At 59.2% G+C, this 15,402-nt stretch carries 19 protein-coding genes; 12 read left to right on the top strand and 7 right to left on the bottom strand.

Annotation, left to right across the window (positions count from 1 at the left end; translation table 11 throughout):
• Positions 1–78 precede the first annotated feature (78 nt).
• On the bottom strand, positions 79–717 hold the full coding sequence (rutR, locus tag AACV31_RS22565) for an HTH-type transcriptional regulator RutR (RefSeq protein WP_007768928.1): 639 nt from the start codon (positions 715–717) through the stop codon (positions 79–81).
• A gap of 281 nt (positions 718–998) precedes the next feature.
• Here rutR and rutA point away from each other — a divergent pair, with 281 nt between their 5' ends.
• From rutA to rutG, 7 genes are read left to right on the top strand one after another with little or no spacing between them, the layout of a single operon-like run.
• Positions 999–2,087 carry a pyrimidine utilization protein A gene (rutA, locus tag AACV31_RS22560; RefSeq protein WP_075198834.1) on the top strand — a complete coding sequence of 363 codons (1,089 nt, stop codon included), beginning with the start codon at positions 999–1,001 and terminating at the stop codon, positions 2,085–2,087.
• Complete coding sequence (gene rutB, locus AACV31_RS22555) at positions 2,087–2,785, top strand: pyrimidine utilization protein B (protein ID WP_165156214.1); 699 nt, start codon at positions 2,087–2,089, stop codon at positions 2,783–2,785. The genes rutA and rutB overlap by 1 nt, the downstream gene beginning before the upstream one ends.
• 9 nt (positions 2,786–2,794) lie before the next feature.
• Positions 2,795–3,193: a pyrimidine utilization protein C gene (rutC, locus tag AACV31_RS22550; RefSeq protein ID WP_146377138.1), complete on the top strand. Its 399-nt coding sequence runs from the start codon at positions 2,795–2,797 to the stop codon at positions 3,191–3,193.
• Entirely contained in the window at positions 3,193–3,996 is an 804-nt protein-coding gene (gene rutD / locus AACV31_RS22545) for a pyrimidine utilization protein D (RefSeq protein WP_161589024.1), read from the top strand. The genes rutC and rutD overlap by 1 nt, the downstream gene beginning before the upstream one ends.
• The gene (locus AACV31_RS22540; RefSeq protein ID WP_161577078.1) at positions 3,993–4,583 is read left to right on the top strand and encodes a malonic semialdehyde reductase; all 591 of its coding nucleotides are present in this window, start codon (positions 3,993–3,995) and stop codon (positions 4,581–4,583) included. Before rutD ends, AACV31_RS22540 begins: the two co-directional genes overlap by 4 nt.
• A 9-nt stretch (positions 4,584–4,592) precedes the next feature.
• Complete coding sequence (gene rutF, locus AACV31_RS22535) at positions 4,593–5,093, top strand: NADH-dependent FMN reductase RutF (protein WP_165156216.1); 501 nt, start codon at positions 4,593–4,595, stop codon at positions 5,091–5,093.
• Between the two features lie 17 nt (positions 5,094–5,110).
• A complete protein-coding gene (rutG, locus tag AACV31_RS22530; RefSeq protein ID WP_007768914.1) occupies positions 5,111–6,448 on the top strand; it encodes a pyrimidine utilization transport protein G in 1,338 nt (445 codons plus the stop codon).
• 89 nt (positions 6,449–6,537) lie between these two features.
• Here the strand turns inward: rutG and AACV31_RS22525 are convergent, their stop codons facing one another.
• Positions 6,538–6,711, bottom strand: coding sequence for a general stress protein (locus AACV31_RS22525; RefSeq protein WP_032981312.1), 174 nt, complete (start codon positions 6,709–6,711; stop codon positions 6,538–6,540).
• A gap of 399 nt (positions 6,712–7,110) precedes the next feature.
• Between AACV31_RS22525 and wrbA the strand changes: the two genes are divergently transcribed.
• Both wrbA and AACV31_RS22515 read left to right on the top strand, forming a co-directional pair.
• Positions 7,111–7,707: an NAD(P)H:quinone oxidoreductase gene (gene wrbA, locus AACV31_RS22520; protein ID WP_161589026.1), complete on the top strand. Its 597-nt coding sequence runs from the start codon at positions 7,111–7,113 to the stop codon at positions 7,705–7,707.
• A 25-nt stretch (positions 7,708–7,732) separates the two neighbouring features.
• Entirely contained in the window at positions 7,733–7,960 is a 228-nt protein-coding gene (locus AACV31_RS22515) for a YccJ family protein (protein ID WP_004385405.1), read from the top strand.
• Positions 7,961–7,995: 35 nt separating this feature from the next.
• On the opposite strand, the gene blaCSR is transcribed toward AACV31_RS22515, so the two are convergent.
• Positions 7,996–8,883 carry a CSR family subclass B3 metallo-beta-lactamase-like protein gene (gene blaCSR, locus AACV31_RS22510; protein WP_255491316.1) on the bottom strand — a complete coding sequence of 296 codons (888 nt, stop codon included), beginning with the start codon at positions 8,881–8,883 and terminating at the stop codon, positions 7,996–7,998.
• A gap of 72 nt (positions 8,884–8,955) precedes the next feature.
• Between blaCSR and AACV31_RS22505 the strand changes: the two genes are divergently transcribed.
• The gene (locus AACV31_RS22505; RefSeq protein WP_165156220.1) at positions 8,956–9,858 is read left to right on the top strand and encodes a LysR family transcriptional regulator; all 903 of its coding nucleotides are present in this window, start codon (positions 8,956–8,958) and stop codon (positions 9,856–9,858) included.
• A 166-nt stretch (positions 9,859–10,024) separates the two neighbouring features.
• Here AACV31_RS22505 and AACV31_RS22500 read toward each other — a convergent pair whose 3' ends face one another.
• The 3 genes from AACV31_RS22500 to tssA are packed head-to-tail and all read right to left on the bottom strand — an operon-like array spanning position 10,025 to position 13,463.
• Positions 10,025–11,362, bottom strand: a complete 1,338-nt coding sequence (locus AACV31_RS22500) for a VasL domain-containing protein (RefSeq protein ID WP_165156222.1) — start codon at positions 11,360–11,362, stop codon at positions 10,025–10,027.
• Between the two features lie 22 nt (positions 11,363–11,384).
• Positions 11,385–11,840, bottom strand: a complete 456-nt coding sequence (gene tssE, locus AACV31_RS22495) for a type VI secretion system baseplate subunit TssE (protein ID WP_165156224.1) — start codon at positions 11,838–11,840, stop codon at positions 11,385–11,387.
• A gap of 36 nt (positions 11,841–11,876) precedes the next feature.
• Positions 11,877–13,463 (bottom strand): type VI secretion system protein TssA, encoded by a 1,587-nt coding sequence (gene tssA, locus AACV31_RS22490; RefSeq protein WP_165156234.1) that lies wholly within the window; start codon positions 13,461–13,463, stop codon positions 11,877–11,879.
• A gap of 622 nt (positions 13,464–14,085) precedes the next feature.
• On the opposite strand from tssA, the gene hdeA reads away from it, so the two are divergent.
• Positions 14,086–14,418, top strand: a complete 333-nt coding sequence (gene hdeA, locus AACV31_RS22485; RefSeq protein ID WP_165156244.1) for an acid-activated periplasmic chaperone HdeA — start codon at positions 14,086–14,088, stop codon at positions 14,416–14,418.
• Between the two features lie 2 nt (positions 14,419–14,420).
• Here the strand turns inward: hdeA and AACV31_RS22480 are convergent, their stop codons facing one another.
• Complete coding sequence (locus tag AACV31_RS22480; RefSeq protein ID WP_165156246.1) at positions 14,421–14,615, bottom strand: hypothetical protein; 195 nt, start codon at positions 14,613–14,615, stop codon at positions 14,421–14,423.
• Between the two features lie 287 nt (positions 14,616–14,902).
• Here AACV31_RS22480 and AACV31_RS22475 point away from each other — a divergent pair.
• On the top strand, positions 14,903–15,402 hold a 500-nt coding region (locus AACV31_RS22475), incomplete at its 3' end, for an FkbM family methyltransferase (protein ID WP_165156248.1).

Here is a 15,402-nt window from a genome sequence, read left to right as displayed (position 1 = left end):
ATATTACGCCTCACCTGGGCTCACTTCTCAGAGGCATTTTCCGTAAAACAGGCGCCGCAAGCCGACGCCCGTTTTACTTCACCGCACCCGAACACCTTCAATAATCATTCGCTGAACATTCTCGACGGTGCGGTTAAAAAACGCCTCGTCGGCGAGCGTCGCGCCGGTGACGGCTTCTACCTGGGTCGCGAAATCAGCGTAGTGCTGGGTGGTGGCCCAGATCATAAAAATCAAATGGTGCGGATCGACGGGGGCCAGCTTGCCGCTTGCCACCCAGCCGCTGATGATGGCCGATTTGGTCTCCACCAGCGCTTTTAAATCGCCCTGCAGTTCGGCCATTAAAAGCGGCGCGCCCTGGAGCATCTCCAGACAGAACAGGCGCGAGGCTTCCGGGAAATCGCGCGAGACCTCAAGCTTTAAGCGAATGTATTCGCTGATGGCCGCGAGCGGTTGCAGATCCGCCCGAAAGGCCCGCAACGGCGCCAGCCAGATATCCAGAATGTGCTTCAGCACGGCGACATACAGCGCCTCTTTGGAAGGAAAATAGTAGAGCAGATTAGTTTTGGAAACGCCTGAGCGCTCCGCGACCTGTTCCAGACTGGTGCCATGCAGGCCAAACTGGGAAAACAGCGTCAGCCCGGCGTCCAGAATAGCCTGTTTCTTCGCCGCTACCGCCTTTGAACGCTTGCCCGTCTCTTTTTGCGCGCCTTGTGCCATGCGCCCTCTCCTTCTGTTTTGCTCAAGCATAGCAAAAGCGCGACGGCGGCTCGACCTCGCTGCACTTTGATTGCGCAACGCTGCCTGTTTTCTGTGCAACGTTTTTGACCGTTTAGTCCGTTTTTTCAGGCGCAAAAACAACACACTTAAGCAACACAATGATAACAAAAGCATTTTCAAAACTGGCATTCACTTTGCAAAACCCTCTCTGAGCGCGGCACGGGACGTGCAGGATGCAACGCCACGCGACGGTTCTTTTACCCGCAAAAGAGAGGTTCGTGATGAAAATTGGTGTCTTTGTGCCTATCGGAAATAACGGCTGGCTGATCTCCACCCATGCCCCGCAATACATGCCGACGTTCGAGCTAAATAAAGCCATCGTGCAGAAAGCCGAACAGCAGCAGTTCGATTTTGCGCTCTCGATGATCAAACTGCGCGGCTTCGGCGGGAAGACCGAATTCTGGGATCACAATCTGGAGTCGTTCACCTTAATGGCGGGCCTCGCCGCCGTGACATCGCGCATCCAGATTTATGCCACCGCCGCCACGCTCACCCTGCCGCCCGCGATTGTGGCGCGTATGGCGTCAACCATCGACTCCATCTCCGGCGGACGGTTTGGCGTGAATCTCGTGACCGGCTGGCAGAAACCGGAATATGAACAGATGGGCCTGTGGCCGGGCGATGAGTACTTCTCGCGCCGCTACGACTACCTCACCGAATATGTCCACGTGCTGCGCGACCTCTGGGACACCGGTCAGAGCGATTTCAAAGGCGACTACTTTACGATGAACGACTGCCGCGTCAGCCCACGCCCGCAGCAGCCGATGAAAGTGATCTGCGCGGGCCAGAGCGACGCGGGCATGGCGTTTTCCGCACAGCACGCCGACTACAACTTCTGCTTCGGCAAAGGCGTGAATACGCCTGCCGCTTTCGCGCCGACCGCCGCGCGGATGAAAGCCGCTGCCGATAAAGCCGGGCGGGACGTCGGCTCCTATGTGCTGTTTATGGTGATCGCCGACGAAACCGACGACGCGGCGCGCGCCAAATGGGAGCACTACAAAGCCGGCGCCGATGAAGAGGCGCTGTCGTGGCTCACCGAACAGAGCCAGAAAGATACCCGCTCCGGCGCGGATACCAACGTGCGCCAGATGGCGGACCCGACCTCGGCGGTCAATATCAATATGGGCACGCTGGTCGGCTCCTATGCGAGCGTCGCGCGGATGCTGGATGAAGTCGCCGCGGTGCCGGGCACCGAAGGCGTGCTGCTGACGTTCGACGATTTCCTGACCGGCATCGACGCCTTTGGCGAACATATCCAGCCGCTGATGCGCTGTCGCGATCATCTGCGCGTGACGCAGGAGGTGGCCTGATGAACACGGTGAATCTGATGGCGCGCCCGGAGGCGCTCAGCTTCGCGCCGGAACAGAGCGCGCTGATTGTGGTGGATATGCAAAACGCCTACGCAAGCCAGGGCGGTTATCTGGATCTGGCGGGGTTTGACGTCTCGGCCACCGCGCCGGTGATTGAGAACATTAAAACCGCCGTGGCGGCCGCGCGCGAGGCGGGCATGACCATCGTCTGGTTCCAGAACGGCTGGGACAGCGACTATCTCGAAGCGGGCGGCCCCGGATCGCCAAACTTCCATAAATCGAACGCGCTGAAAACCATGCGCCGCCGTCCGGAGCTGCACGGCACGTTGCTGGCGAAAGGCGGCTGGGATTATCAGCTGGTGGATGAACTCACGCCGCTTCCCGGCGATATCGTACTGCCGAAACCACGCTACAGCGGCTTTTTCAATACGCCGCTCGATAGCATGCTGCGCGCGCGCAATATCCGCCACCTGGTCTTTACCGGCATCGCCACCAATGTCTGCGTGGAATCGACGCTGCGCGACGGCTTTTTCCTGGAGTATTTCGGCGTGGTGCTGGAAGACGCCACGCACCAGGCCGGGCCGCCGTTCGCCCAGCAGGCCGCGCTGTTTAATATCGAAACCTTTTTCGGCTGGGTGAGCGACGTACAGCGCTTCTGCGACGCGCTTTCTCCCTCCGCCCTCGCCCGCATCGCGTAAGGAGCCGTTATGCCAAAACAGATCATTATTCCGCCCGGCACCAGCACGCCCATCGCGCCGTTTGTGCCCGGCACGCTCGCCGATGGCGTGGTCTATGTCTCCGGCACGCTGCCATTTGATAGCGCCAACAATGTGGTGTATCCCGGCGACCCAAAGGCGCAAACCCGTCATGTGCTGGAGACGATCCGGCGCGTTATCGAAACGGCGGGTGGAACGATGGAGGACGTGACGTTCAACTCGATTTTTATTACCGACTGGAAAAACTACGCCGCGATTAACGAAATTTACGCGGAGTTTTTCCCCGGCGACAAACCGGCGCGCTTTTGTATTCAGTGCGGGCTGGTGAAGCCGGAGGCGCTGGTGGAGATAGCGACGGTCGCCCATATCGGGCCGTCAGGAGGCGCATGATGAAACTGCGTATAAGCGACGCTCCCTTCCCCGGCGCGCCAGTGATGGTGATGATTTCAGGCCTCGGCGGCCTTGGCGGCTACTGGCTGGCGCAACAGAACGCGCTCAGTGAGGCGTATCAGGTGGTGGTGTATGACCAGCGCGGCACCGGCGACAACGCCGATACGCTGCCGGAGGGCTATACGCTCGCCGACATGGCGCAGGAGCTGCACCGCGCGCTGGCGCTCCACGGCGTGGGCCGTTATGCGGTGCTCGGCCATGCGCTTGGCGGGCTGGTCGGCCTTGAACTGGCGCTGGCGTATCCCGGGGCGGTCAGCGCGCTGGTTATCATTAACGGCTGGCTGTCGCTCGGCGCCTGGACGCGCCGCTGCTTCGACGCCCGCGAGCGGCTGCTGCTCGACAGCGGCCCGGCGGCGTATATCTCCGCGCAACCGCTGTTCCTCTACCCGCCGCAGTGGGCACAGGAAAACCAGCCGCGCCTCGAGGCCGAAGAGGCGCTGCATAACGCCCATTTTCAGGGCACCGAAAACCTGCTGCGCAGGCTGTGGGCGCTGAAAACCGCCGATTATCGCGAGCGCGCCGCGCGCGTCACCACGCCGGTCCAGCTGATTTGCGCGCGCGATGACGTGCTGGTGCCGTGGACCTGTTCGCAGGCGCTGCACGAGGCGCTGCCCCACAGCCGTCTCGATGTCATGGCGTCCGGCGGCCACGCCTGCAACGTCACCGCGCCGCAACCCTTTCATTCTCTGCTTTATGCCGGGCTTGCGGCACTTACATCCGCGCCTCACAAGGAGACCGTATGAGCGAAGCTCTGAGCGCCAGCGCGCTCGCCACCTTATTTACCGACGCCCGCACCCACAGCGCCTGGCGGGAAACGCCGGTCAGCGACGCGCAGCTGCGCGATCTCTATGAGATGGTGCGCCTCGGCCCTACCTCGGCCAACTGCTCGCCGGGGCGGCTGCTATTTGTCAGAACGCCGGAGGCCAAAGCCCGCCTGAAGCCCGCGCTCTCCAGCGGCAACGTTGAGAAAACCATGCAGGCCCCGGTGACCGCCATCGTCGCCTGGGACAGCGAATTCTACGAGGCGCTGCCGACGCTATTCCCGTACGCCGACGCCCGCGCCTGGTTCACCTCAAGCCCGGCGGTCGCTGAGGAGACCGCGTTTCGCAACAGCTCGCTACAGGCCGGGTATCTGATTATGGCCTGCCGCGCGCTGGGGCTCGATACCGGCCCGATGTCCGGCTTTGACCGTGCGGCGGTGGATGTCGAATTCTTCAGCGGCACTCCCTGGAAGAGCAATCTGCTTATCAATATTGGCTATGGCGATGCGGATAAACTGCACCCGCGCCTGCCGCGTCTTTCCTTTGAAGACGCGTGCGCGATCGTTTAAGGAGGCGTTATGAGTGAACAACAGGCTTTTCGCGATGCGATGTCCCGGCTCGGGGCGGCAGTGAATATTGTGACTACCGACGGCCCGGCGGGCATGGCGGGCTTTACCGCCTCGGCGGTGTGCAGCGTGACGGACAGCCCGCCGACGCTGCTGGTGTGCCTGAACCGCAACGCCTCTGTCTGGCCGGTGTTTCAGGCCAACGGTCAGCTGTGCGTCAACACGCTCGCCGCCGGGCACGAGGCGCTCTCTGGTCTCTTCGGCGGTAAAACGCCGATGGAAGAACGCTTCGCCGCCGCCCACTGGCGTCGCGGCGTCACCGGCTCTCCGCAGCTTGACGGCGCGGTCGTCTCCTTCGACTGTCGGGTGGAACAGGTTGTGCCGGTCTCCACCCACGACGTACTGCTGTGCCGGGTGCTTGAGATCTCACGCAACGACGATACGCACGGGCTGGTCTGGTTTGACCGGCATTATCACGCCCTCTCGCGCCCCGTCTGCGGGCTCGCCTCTTAGCTCCACAGGAGATACACATGGCCAATTCCTGGTTTCCTCGCTGGCGTAAACCTGCCGGCCCCGCGGGCGGCGTGGTGGCCCCGGATGAAACGCTCTCCGCCGGCCAGACGCTGGTCATGGGCGTGCAACACGCGGTGGCGATGTTTGGCGCGACGGTGCTGATGCCGCTTTTAATGGGGCTCGACCCGAATTTGTCGATCCTGATGTCCGGCATCGGCACGCTGCTGTTTTTTGTGATTACCGGCGGGCGGGTGCCCAGCTATCTCGGCTCCAGCGCCGCCTTCGTGGGGGTGGTGATCGCCGCGACCGGCTTTAACGGCCAGGGGCTGAACCCGAATATGAGCGTGGCGCTCGGCGGTATTATCGCCTGCGGCCTGCTGTATACGCTTATCGGCGTGGTGGTCATGAAATCGGGTACGCGCTGGATAGAACGGCTGATGCCGCCGGTCGTGACCGGCGCCGTGGTGATGGCCATCGGGCTTAACCTCGCGCCGATTGCGGTCAAAAGCGTCTCCGCCAGCGGCTTTGACGGCTGGATGGCGGTAATGACCGTGCTCTGTATCGGCCTCGTGGCGGTGTTTACGCGCGGCATGGTGCAGCGGCTGCTGATCCTGATGGGGCTTATCGCCGCCTGGGCGCTGTACGCGCTTTTCACCAATGTGCTGGGCTTCGGCAAGCCGGTGGATTTTACGCCGGTGGCGCAGGCCGCGTGGTTCGGGCTGCCGCATTTCGCCGCGCCAACCTTCAACGTGCAGGCCATCATGCTGATTGCGCCAGTGGCGGTGATTCTGATCGCCGAAAACCTCGGGCATCTGAAAGCGGTGGCGGGCATGACCGGGCGCACTATGGACCCGTACATGGGGCGCGCGTTTGTCGGCGACGGGCTGGCGACGATGCTCTCCGGCGCGGTGGGCGGCAGCGGTGTGACGACCTATGCGGAGAATATCGGCGTGATGGCGGTGACGAAAGTCTACTCAACGCTGGTCTTTGTGGCGGCGGCGGTCATCGCCCTGCTGCTGGGCTTCTCGCCGAAATTCGGCGCGCTGATCCACACTATTCCGGCACCGGTTATCGGCGGCGCGTCGATTGTGGTGTTCGGGCTGATTGCGGTCGCGGGCGCGCGTATCTGGGTGCAGAACCATGTCGATCTCAGCCAGAACGGCAATCTAATTATGGTGGCGGTGACGCTGGTGCTGGGGGCGGGCGACTTCGCGCTCACGGTGGGCGGCTTTACGCTCGGCGGTATCGGCACCGCCACATTCGGGGCGATTGCGCTCAATGCGCTGTTAAGCCGCAAACAGGCGCACACGGCTGAGCCAGTGCTTACGCCGCAGGACCCACCCTCGCAGGCATAAAAAAACCGCCGGGAGTGCCCGGCGGTGAGGGGGTTGCTATTAACCTTTACGCTTTCAGATAAGGCGGTTAATAACGGTCATGCGTGGCGCTAACTACGGCCGCCGCCATGACTGTTTTTGCCCCCTTTTTTCCCAGCTTCGGAAGCGCGTTGCGGGTCATTTTTGAAGTTCCCGCCGCTCTGCTGGCCACCTTTACGACCTGCTTCTGATGCTCTGTCACGATCTTCTGCGAAATTACCTGAACCACCACGATGGTTTGCCATTTCTGACCTCCAGATTGTGTGAATCATTAGACATCATACTGCATTCAGTAAAAGAGGATTCTTTCACCTCACGGCGCTGGCCGGAGCCGTTATCGTTGCCGCGTGATTAAAAGCTTAGCCAGGGCCTATAACTTCGCCACTTTTCGGAAACATTTAGCAACATCAATCTGGCGTTTCGGTGAAGAATCTGACGAAACGATTAATAAACTATTCTTATGATTAAAAAATTTCAGGGATGGGAAAATGTGACCTGATGCTACAAATACCCTGTTTATAGATAAGATCTTATTTTTAAAGCTTTTTTTCGCGCCAGTTTGCACTCTGCCGCCGGAAGCATATGCTTTATAGATGAGCGCAGCGATACAGGCTGTGGCAAACACTGATACAGGAGCAAGGCTGATGGCGAAAGTTCTGGTGCTTTATTATTCCATGTACGGGCATGTCGAAACGCTGGCGCACGCGGTCGCGGAAGGCGTTGAAAAGGTTGAGGGCGCGGAAGTGACCATTAAGCGCGTGCCGGAAACCATGCAGGCGGAAGCGTTCGCGAAAGCGGGCGGCAAAACGCAAAACGCCCCGGTGGCCACGCCGCAAGAGCTGGCGGATTACGATGCGATTATCGTCGGTACCCCGACCCGTTTTGGCAATATGTCCGGCCAGATGCGTACCTTCTTTGACCAGACGGGCGGCCTGTGGGCCTCGGGCGCGCTGTACGGGAAACTGGGGAGCGTCTTTAGCTCTACCGGCACCGGCGGCGGGCAGGAACACACAATCTCCTCCACATGGACTACCCTTGCTCATCATGGAATGATCATTGTGCCTATCGGTTATGGGGCGCAGGAACTCTTTGATATTTCCACGGTTCGCGGCGGAACGCCTTACGGCGCGACTACCATCGCAGGCGGCGACGGTTCACGCCAGCCAAGTCAGGAAGAACTGGCGATCGCCCGTTATCAGGGTGAATACGTGGCGGGCCTCGCCGTCAAAATGAAAGGCTAACTCACTCACTTCACTGGAGGAAAGCATGCCAACACAAGAATCGAAAACCCATCACGTGGGGGAATGGGCCAGCCTGCGTAATACGTCCCCTGAAATCGCTGAAGCGATTTTTGAAGTGGCCGATTACGATGAGGTTATGGCCGAGAAAATCTGGGAAGAAGGTAGCGATGAAGTGCTGATCCGCGCCTTTAAGAAAACCGACAAAGATTCCCTCTTCTGGGGCGAACAGACGATCGAACGTAAGAACGTCTGACTTATTAGCCCTCTGCGCACGCAGAGGGCTTCGTTTCAGGGCTGCGCGCGCTGCGCCGCCAGCTGTTTCTCAAAAGCATTCCTCGATTGCGTCACATAGCGCGCTACTCCTTCAGGGTCGATAAACGCGTTATTCTCCCCCTGCGCCTTACGCGCCATTTTGTCCATCAGGCCAAAACGCTCCCCTTTGTTGGCAAGAAAGATATCCACCTGTTGCGCCTCAAGCCGCGCAAAGCTTTGGCGGATATCCTCCACCAGCGCCGGATAGTTGCGGTTGTTAATGAGCGGGTACCCTGGCGTCGCCAGGCTGTCGGCATAGACAAGCGTTTTGCCATCGGCGAGCGTCGCTTTCCAGGAGGTCGCCCCCGGCAGGTGGCCGGGTGTGAAAATCGCCGTCAGCGTGACGCCGCCCAGATGCCACTGCTGCCCGTCCTGTGCTTCAACATCCACCGTCACGGGCGGGAACGGCAGCGCGTCGCCCAGCGCGAAATCCTCTTTGCCGCCGCGCGCCATCTGCGCTGCATTAGCATGGCTTGCGATGACGTGCGCGCCGCTCCAGGCTTTCAGGCGTGCGATACCGCCCGCCTGGTCGAGCCGCGCATGGCTGTTCACGATATAGCGAATATCGGTGAGACGGAAACCGAGCGCCTCAATATTGCGCCTGATCTGTGGCGCGCTGGCATCAAGACCCGCATCAATCAGAATATGGCCCTGCGGCGTGGTGAGGAGCACCGACGAGAGATTTTCGGTGCCGACATACCAGACGCCGGGCCAGATGGCGAAGGGCCTGACCGGTTTAGCCCAGGCCTCGAAAAGTGAATACGGCGGTGCCTCGGCCAGCGGCTGGGCGGGATCGAGCGCGGCATGCGCAGAGACAGAGATCAGTGACATTAAACAAGAAAAAAGCGCAGTACGGGGTTTCATTAGCATCTCCTGAGTAAGGAGAGGCAGTATAATCAGCACCTTTTTAATCCTGTTCAATTGGAATGGCATTTGATGAATATCCTGCAACTGGATATGAACCTGCTGAAAGTGCTCTACGTGATGCTACAGACGGGCGCGACCGGGGAAACCGCGCAGCGGCTGAATATTACGCCCTCTGCGGTGAGTCATGCGCTCGCACGGCTTCGCGAGGCGCTGGGCGATCCACTGTTTCGCCGCGAAGGAAACCGTCAGCATCCGACACCTTTCGCGCTGGGGTTGCGCGACAAACTGGTGCCGCTGTTTGTGTCGCTGAATGAAGAGATGTTCGGCGAGCCGCAGCCGCACGATCGGCGCTTTCGGGTGGTCATGCCGCCTGCGCTCAATACGCTGCTGACGCCGGTGCTGGCGCAGAAAGCGCATCAGGCTCAGGCCAGTATTGAGTGCATGGCATTCGAGCGACGCGCCTGGCGAGACGATCTGGTGGAGGGTTCGATTGATCTGCTGCTGGCGGTGGGCGATCACCAGAAGCAACTCAGCGCGCTGCACTATGAGCGCATCGGGCAAACGCGGCTGGTTATCCTTTATGGCCCGCCGCTTCGCCATGCCTTTGCCGGACAGACCAGCCTGACGCTGGCGGGACTGTGCGACTATCCACATGCCTATTGTCATCCGTGGCCGCAGCAGGACAACGAGCTGGATCGCCAGCTTGCGCGCGGCGGACTGGCGCGACGGCTGGCGTTTATCTGCACCGATTACGCCCAGCTCCCCGGCGCGCTGCGCGAAGCGCCGCTGCTGGCGGTGGTGCCCTGGCCATGGTTCGCCACGCTCAAAGATAACGCCCAACTCTCTGTGCTGGAGCTGGACGATGAAAAAGCGCTCGGTAGCCTCTTTTTACAGTACCGCACCTCGACGGTGGCATGGAAAAAGCGCCTTATCGGCGCGGTACGTCAGGCGCTAACGCCCTGGTATCGTTGAGAATCTGCTCAAGTGCAGAGATGCCAGCTACCGGCTGACCACACTGCAAACGTGTACTCACTCCTCCTGAGGTGCAGGTTCGATGTGAATCCCCTGATACTGTTAATTTCCTGCCCATCGGGCAGGATTTTTTTGCCTGTTGCAGGACGAGCCAGCTCACGCCAGGCTACGGCGTGATGTTATCCGCCGCGGGTGGCGTCAGGAGAACGTAGCGATAGAGCAACTGATTGAGCCGGGTTTCGGTCTCCTGGCGCAGCGCGGTCGGCACAACCCCCTGCTGGCGCTGTTCGGCCATCTGGCGCAGCAGTTCTTCGGCGGGCGGCATGGCGGCAAAGGCCTGGCGAATGTTAAACACCATCGTTTTAAGCTCGCTGCCAGTCAGGTATTTCCCCCGCCGCTCATCGAGCGCGTTAAGCCTGGCGGTAAGCTCATCAAGCTGCGTCATACCGTGGCGCCAGCCCTCCAGATTTTGCAGCGGCATCGCGCTGGCGCTCATCTGCTGACGCCACTGGCGGGTCAACGCCTGCGCTTGTGGATGCTGCGGCAAGAGCGCGCCTGCCTGCCGCGCCAGCGCGCAGGCAAAGCGAATATTGCGATCCGGCGCTTGAGCCGCCATCCAGTCGAGGCGCTGGCGCGTCTGTGTCAGTAAGGTTGCGGCGTCGAGCTGGCGCGCCAGTTCCGGCGTGAGCGCTGAACTGGCGGTCACCTGCGGCCAGGCGTGAAGCGACGCCGCTATTCGCACCTGCGCCGGATTGGGGCGGTGATACGCCTGCCAGCCCATCAGCACCGCACTGCCCGCCACCAGCATCGTGACCATACCGGCGATAAAGGGTTTCAGGCCATGTCGCACTGGCGGTTGAGGTGGTGTCACGTCTGGCGCTGGCGCGCTGGCGGCGACATATACCCGGCGCACGTCGTCGACGCGCGCTTCGCTACCGTCTGCCGCATTCTGTACGACAGGCGGCGCATCACCCTGCTCCGCGTCATTTTCCAGCCGCGCCGCCGCGTTATGCAGATGCAGACGCAGCGCGTCCATCTGACTCAGATGCTTAAGCTCAAGGCGCTCCAGCACCGCGATAATGTTCGTCACGTGCTGCTCCGCCTGATAGAGCGCGCCGAGATCCGCATAGCGCAGCGGCATGGTGCGCAGCGTCTGCTGCACGCGCTGGCTGAGGCTGCTTAAAATCTCCATGCGCGCATGCACCGGCTGCGGCCACAGGTTGCCCCACTGGCGCGCAATGAGTGCGTCGATAATCGCCAGCCCTTCGTTCAGGCCAGGCAACCCCAGCAAGCGCAAACGGGCCTGCGTATACGCTGCAGCGGTTTGCAGCTCGACGCCGTTGCGCTCAAAGAGCAGCAGCGATAACTGCTCGACACGGCGCCAGTTCACATCCGGGCGCGCCGGGTGCGTGAGTTTGCCGAGTTCTTCGCGAAGCGCGGCGTAGTCCGGCAGCAGGCGTGGATCGCCGCCGGTTTTCAGATGACGTTCAGTGAGGATTTCCATGATATCCCTGTCGTAAAGCCGCTCAGCGCGCGGCGCGGTTATCCATAAACTGTTGTTGTTTGAGGTGGCGGATCAACACACGCCCTTCCGGCATAAATTCCGTACCGTAGCGCACCAGCCCCACGCCTTTTAACTCGGCGTCGATGGCGTAGCGCAGCTCGCCGGGCATCGTTTGCGGGAGCATCACGACGTTCAGACGCTTCAGCCGCGGCTCGTACTTCAGCAACACGGCGGAGAGCGCGCCGATCAGTTGATGCGCCGTACCCGGCATGCCCTGAAGAATTTTGGTCATGTCCGGCATGCCGTAATCGGGCAGATGCTTGAGACTGCCGGCGCGGGTATTCAGAATGCGCTGCATGTTATCAAGCACCGACAAGACCACCTGATTCTCTTCGCTGACAACATCCAGCGGCAGGCCGCCTGCGAAATTGCCGTACAGGATCTCGTAAAGCGACGGCGCGCGAGGGTTTTCGGGCATCGGTGTCTCCTTCCCTGAGTGATGTGATGTACCGGTTTAACTGCACAAAACGGCGGCGCGCGCCGGATCGATAGCGATAAGCCCCGCCAATAGCTGCTCCATATCGGTTTGCAGACGCGCCTTATCCGCCTCGCTGCGCCCGGCCTTCATGCGCAGCAGCCGTAACCGCCTGGCCCCCACTTCAAAAAGCCGCGCGGGTTCCCATTGTGAGAGCGTCATCTGCGCTGCGCTCGCATCCAGCCCGGCCAGCAGATGCAGCGCCAGATCGTTTTTGCCGTACTGCTCGGCAAGACGCGCCATTAGCAGACGCAGTAACCAGCGCTGGCGCGGTGTGGTGAGCGCGGGCCGGGTCTGTAGCCAGCCGAGCGCCGCGTCGATACCGTCGCTGTCGGCGAGCGCGACGGCTTCCGGCTCCAGCTGCAGCACCTCGTCATCTCCGGCGCTGCACGTCTCCGTTGCATGCGTGACATCGGGATCCTGCGACCGCTCCCGCACCTGTTGCGCTATCCAGTGCTGCGTCACGTCGTCGGCAAACGGCGTACCGTCGCTGAAGGCGAGCGTCTCAAGGCCCGGCAACCGGTTTAACAGCCCGTTCAGATCGGCGCGAATGATAGCCGCGAGCGTCTCCTGCCCCGATTTCACAAGCCCTTCATGAAGATACCATTGCACATCGAGCCACAAATGACTGCCGCCGCGCGCGAAGAGGCTGTCGGCCTGCTCCAGCAGCTCCAGCCAGCACTGCTGAAGCCACAGCCGTTTTAACAAGGCGCGCTGATCGGCCTTCGGCGGTTCAATGCGGGTACGTCCGTCGCCTGAGAGCGGCGGCAACTGGTGAAGGGTGTCGTGGCGCAGGGATTTCATCAGCCGGTGGGCGGCAAGCCAGCCGTCGGGCTGATTACGCAGATAGTCAGCAAGCAGGCGGGCCTGATCCAGCAGATCGCGCCCGGAGGTAATGGCGCCGATAACGGGCGCCGTTGCCGCCTGCGACGCGCCGCTATCGCTGGTGGTTTGCGGGACCACCGCATCCACGCCGCCCGCTTTCATCAGTCGCGCTTCCAGCGCGCCGTAAAGCGCGGTGAGCGGCGCGCGCGCGGTGGGATCTTCCTGCGCCAGCGCCTGCTCAATCAACAACAGCGCGCCCGCGGTGCGCCGGGCGTCATCCCGGGTGACTTCCGGGTAAAGCGACAGGCTGTCGAGCACGCGTGAGCACGCCAGCCACTCCAGCGCCGCCTGACGGCTGCGCGCCCGTTGCGGGTGCAGCGCGGCGCCAAAACGTGTAAGCAGCGCGGCGAGCAGCTCCAGCCCTTCGGCAAAGCCCGCTTCGCCGTCGCGGTGCAGCCGCGCCCAGGCGTAATACGTCGCGACGCGAATATCCTTGGCTGACGTGGTCAGCACTTTTTCCGCCAGCTCGCCGATAAGCGTGATATCCGCGCCGGAAAGCTTATTCACCTCTTCGCGGATCTGCTGGAAATCGTCGTCATAGCCCGGATCGTCGCCGGTAGGGAAATCCGCCGAAAGGGGTTGCAGCCATTTTTCCCAGAGGGCGAGACGGGCCTGCGCCTGTGCGGCGAGCTCCTCTGCCCCTGCCCGACAACTCGCTAAAATCGTCTGCAGCGATGCCATTGTTTCTCTCCCTGAAACCGCCTGCCCGCTTGACTTCAGCGAGAAGCGTTTATTTAACAGCGTGTTAAAGGGCAGATGCTACGCACGGAAGAGACAGACACAAGCAGAGGGTAATGGGCAGATGTAAGCAGACTTGACGGTTCAGGAGAGAAGTAATGCGGTTTTACGGCGCTGCACGCGGCGGGCGCGTTGTCTTCAGTAACAAGTTTACCGAAAATCGTTAAGAAAACCCTGATGGCGCGTGCGAGGCAAAACGTTCAAATGAAAAAGGGGACGCCTTTCGGCATCCCCTTAAATTGGTTGGCGGAAGCGCAGAGATTCGAACTCTGGAACCCTTTCGGGTCGCCGGTTTTCAAGACCGAAGAAAAACAAATCAAAATCAATAATTTACAGCAATAGCACAAAAGATGACCTTTTATGCCTTGCATTATTTTCAATAACTTAAGCGGCATCAAAAAGATAATATTCCAACACTTCCTTCCTGCTCTGATTCTTTATTAGTGACAGCGATATCATTTTATTACAGCCGTCGGTCAGTATATATCTCCACATCCTGGAAAAATAAAATTCAACGTCTATATTTGATACAGGAAATGTCTACTTCACCCACGGAGACGACACAATGAAACGTAAGTTATTATTAGTTGGTTTAACCACTCTGCTTACCTTCTCATCCTTCAGCCAGGCTTCGGACAATAAAGAGCAGGCCCATAAGAAACCGGTAAGCACATGGACATGTGAGGATTTCCTGGCTCTGGACGCCAGCTTTCAGCCCACAGCTGTTAGTTTCATCGAGGATATCTACAAAGAGGATAAAGCAGAATCTGCTGTACTTGATGTAGATGGCATTACTAAAGTTACCCCCATGGTGATTGAAGCCTGCAAGCAAGCCCCTAAAGAATCTTTTCGGGATAAGGTCAAATCAGAATGGGGAAAAGTTAAAAAGGATGTTTAATTTCAGGTTCCATTAAAGCCCCGGCCCGGGGCTTTAATGGCGAATAATCGCGTTGCAGATATGTCGCATCGGCTACCAAAAAGCAGCTTCTCAGTCTCACCGGCAACCGCATACTGGTTTTCCGTTTTGCGCGTGTCGCTGGTAGCGGGTGGGAAGCCCATGTTGAGCGTCACCATGCGGCCGCAGTTGTTGGCCATGATGCCACGGCGTCCCTTTCGGCTTGCCTCACTCTGCTGGCGCAGGTATAGTCCCTCTCCACCACGTTCGCGCTGGTTTCGACGTAATCCACATCGCTCAGTATGTGTCATCCTCCCCAGAGCAACACCATAACTGGCAACGTCTCAGGCTGGCTCTCCCTTCTTTATTTTAGTAACATCTTCATCAATACCGGAAATTGCTTTCTTTTGGTGTAAATGGTATATGTCTGAAAAAACACTCTGCAATAAATCGTAAAAACATTATCACAACAGCAAAAGGAGACATAATGAGGACATTTATAAAAGATTTGCGATGGGGGAAATTCATATTATTAAGAGGTGACATGATTTCGAATTATGCTTCAAATTATGGTGAGTGGAGTGAAACTGAAGTTGACCTATACAAGCTACTATTAAGGAGCGATAGCAATGTTTTAGAAATTGGTGCAAATATGGGATTACACACCATTCCGTTATCAAAAATATGTCATGCTGGCACAATAATCTGTTTTGAGCCCCAACCGCCCATTTACCACATCTTGTGCGGTAATATTGCATTAAACAACAGACTAAATATTTTGGCTTATAACAAAGCAGTTGGTGAACATAATGAGTTTATAAACATTCCAGTTTCATCATACGATAAACCCTGGAATTATGGTTCATTTTCTGTTGAAAGCGGATATAACAAGGAGGGGGATTATTTCAGTCAGTCAGTCAGTCAGTCAGTCAGTCAGTCAGTCAGTCAGTCAGTCAGTCAGTCAGTCAGTCAGTCAGTCAGTCAGTC

Origin of the sequence: Cronobacter sp. EKM101R (genome assembly GCF_963888145.1) — a bacterium.
Lineage (GTDB): Bacteria > Pseudomonadota > Gammaproteobacteria > Enterobacterales > Enterobacteriaceae > Cronobacter > Cronobacter turicensis.
The sequence above is the reverse complement of the archived record's forward strand: the minus strand, read 5'-3'. Positions and strand labels throughout refer to the sequence as shown.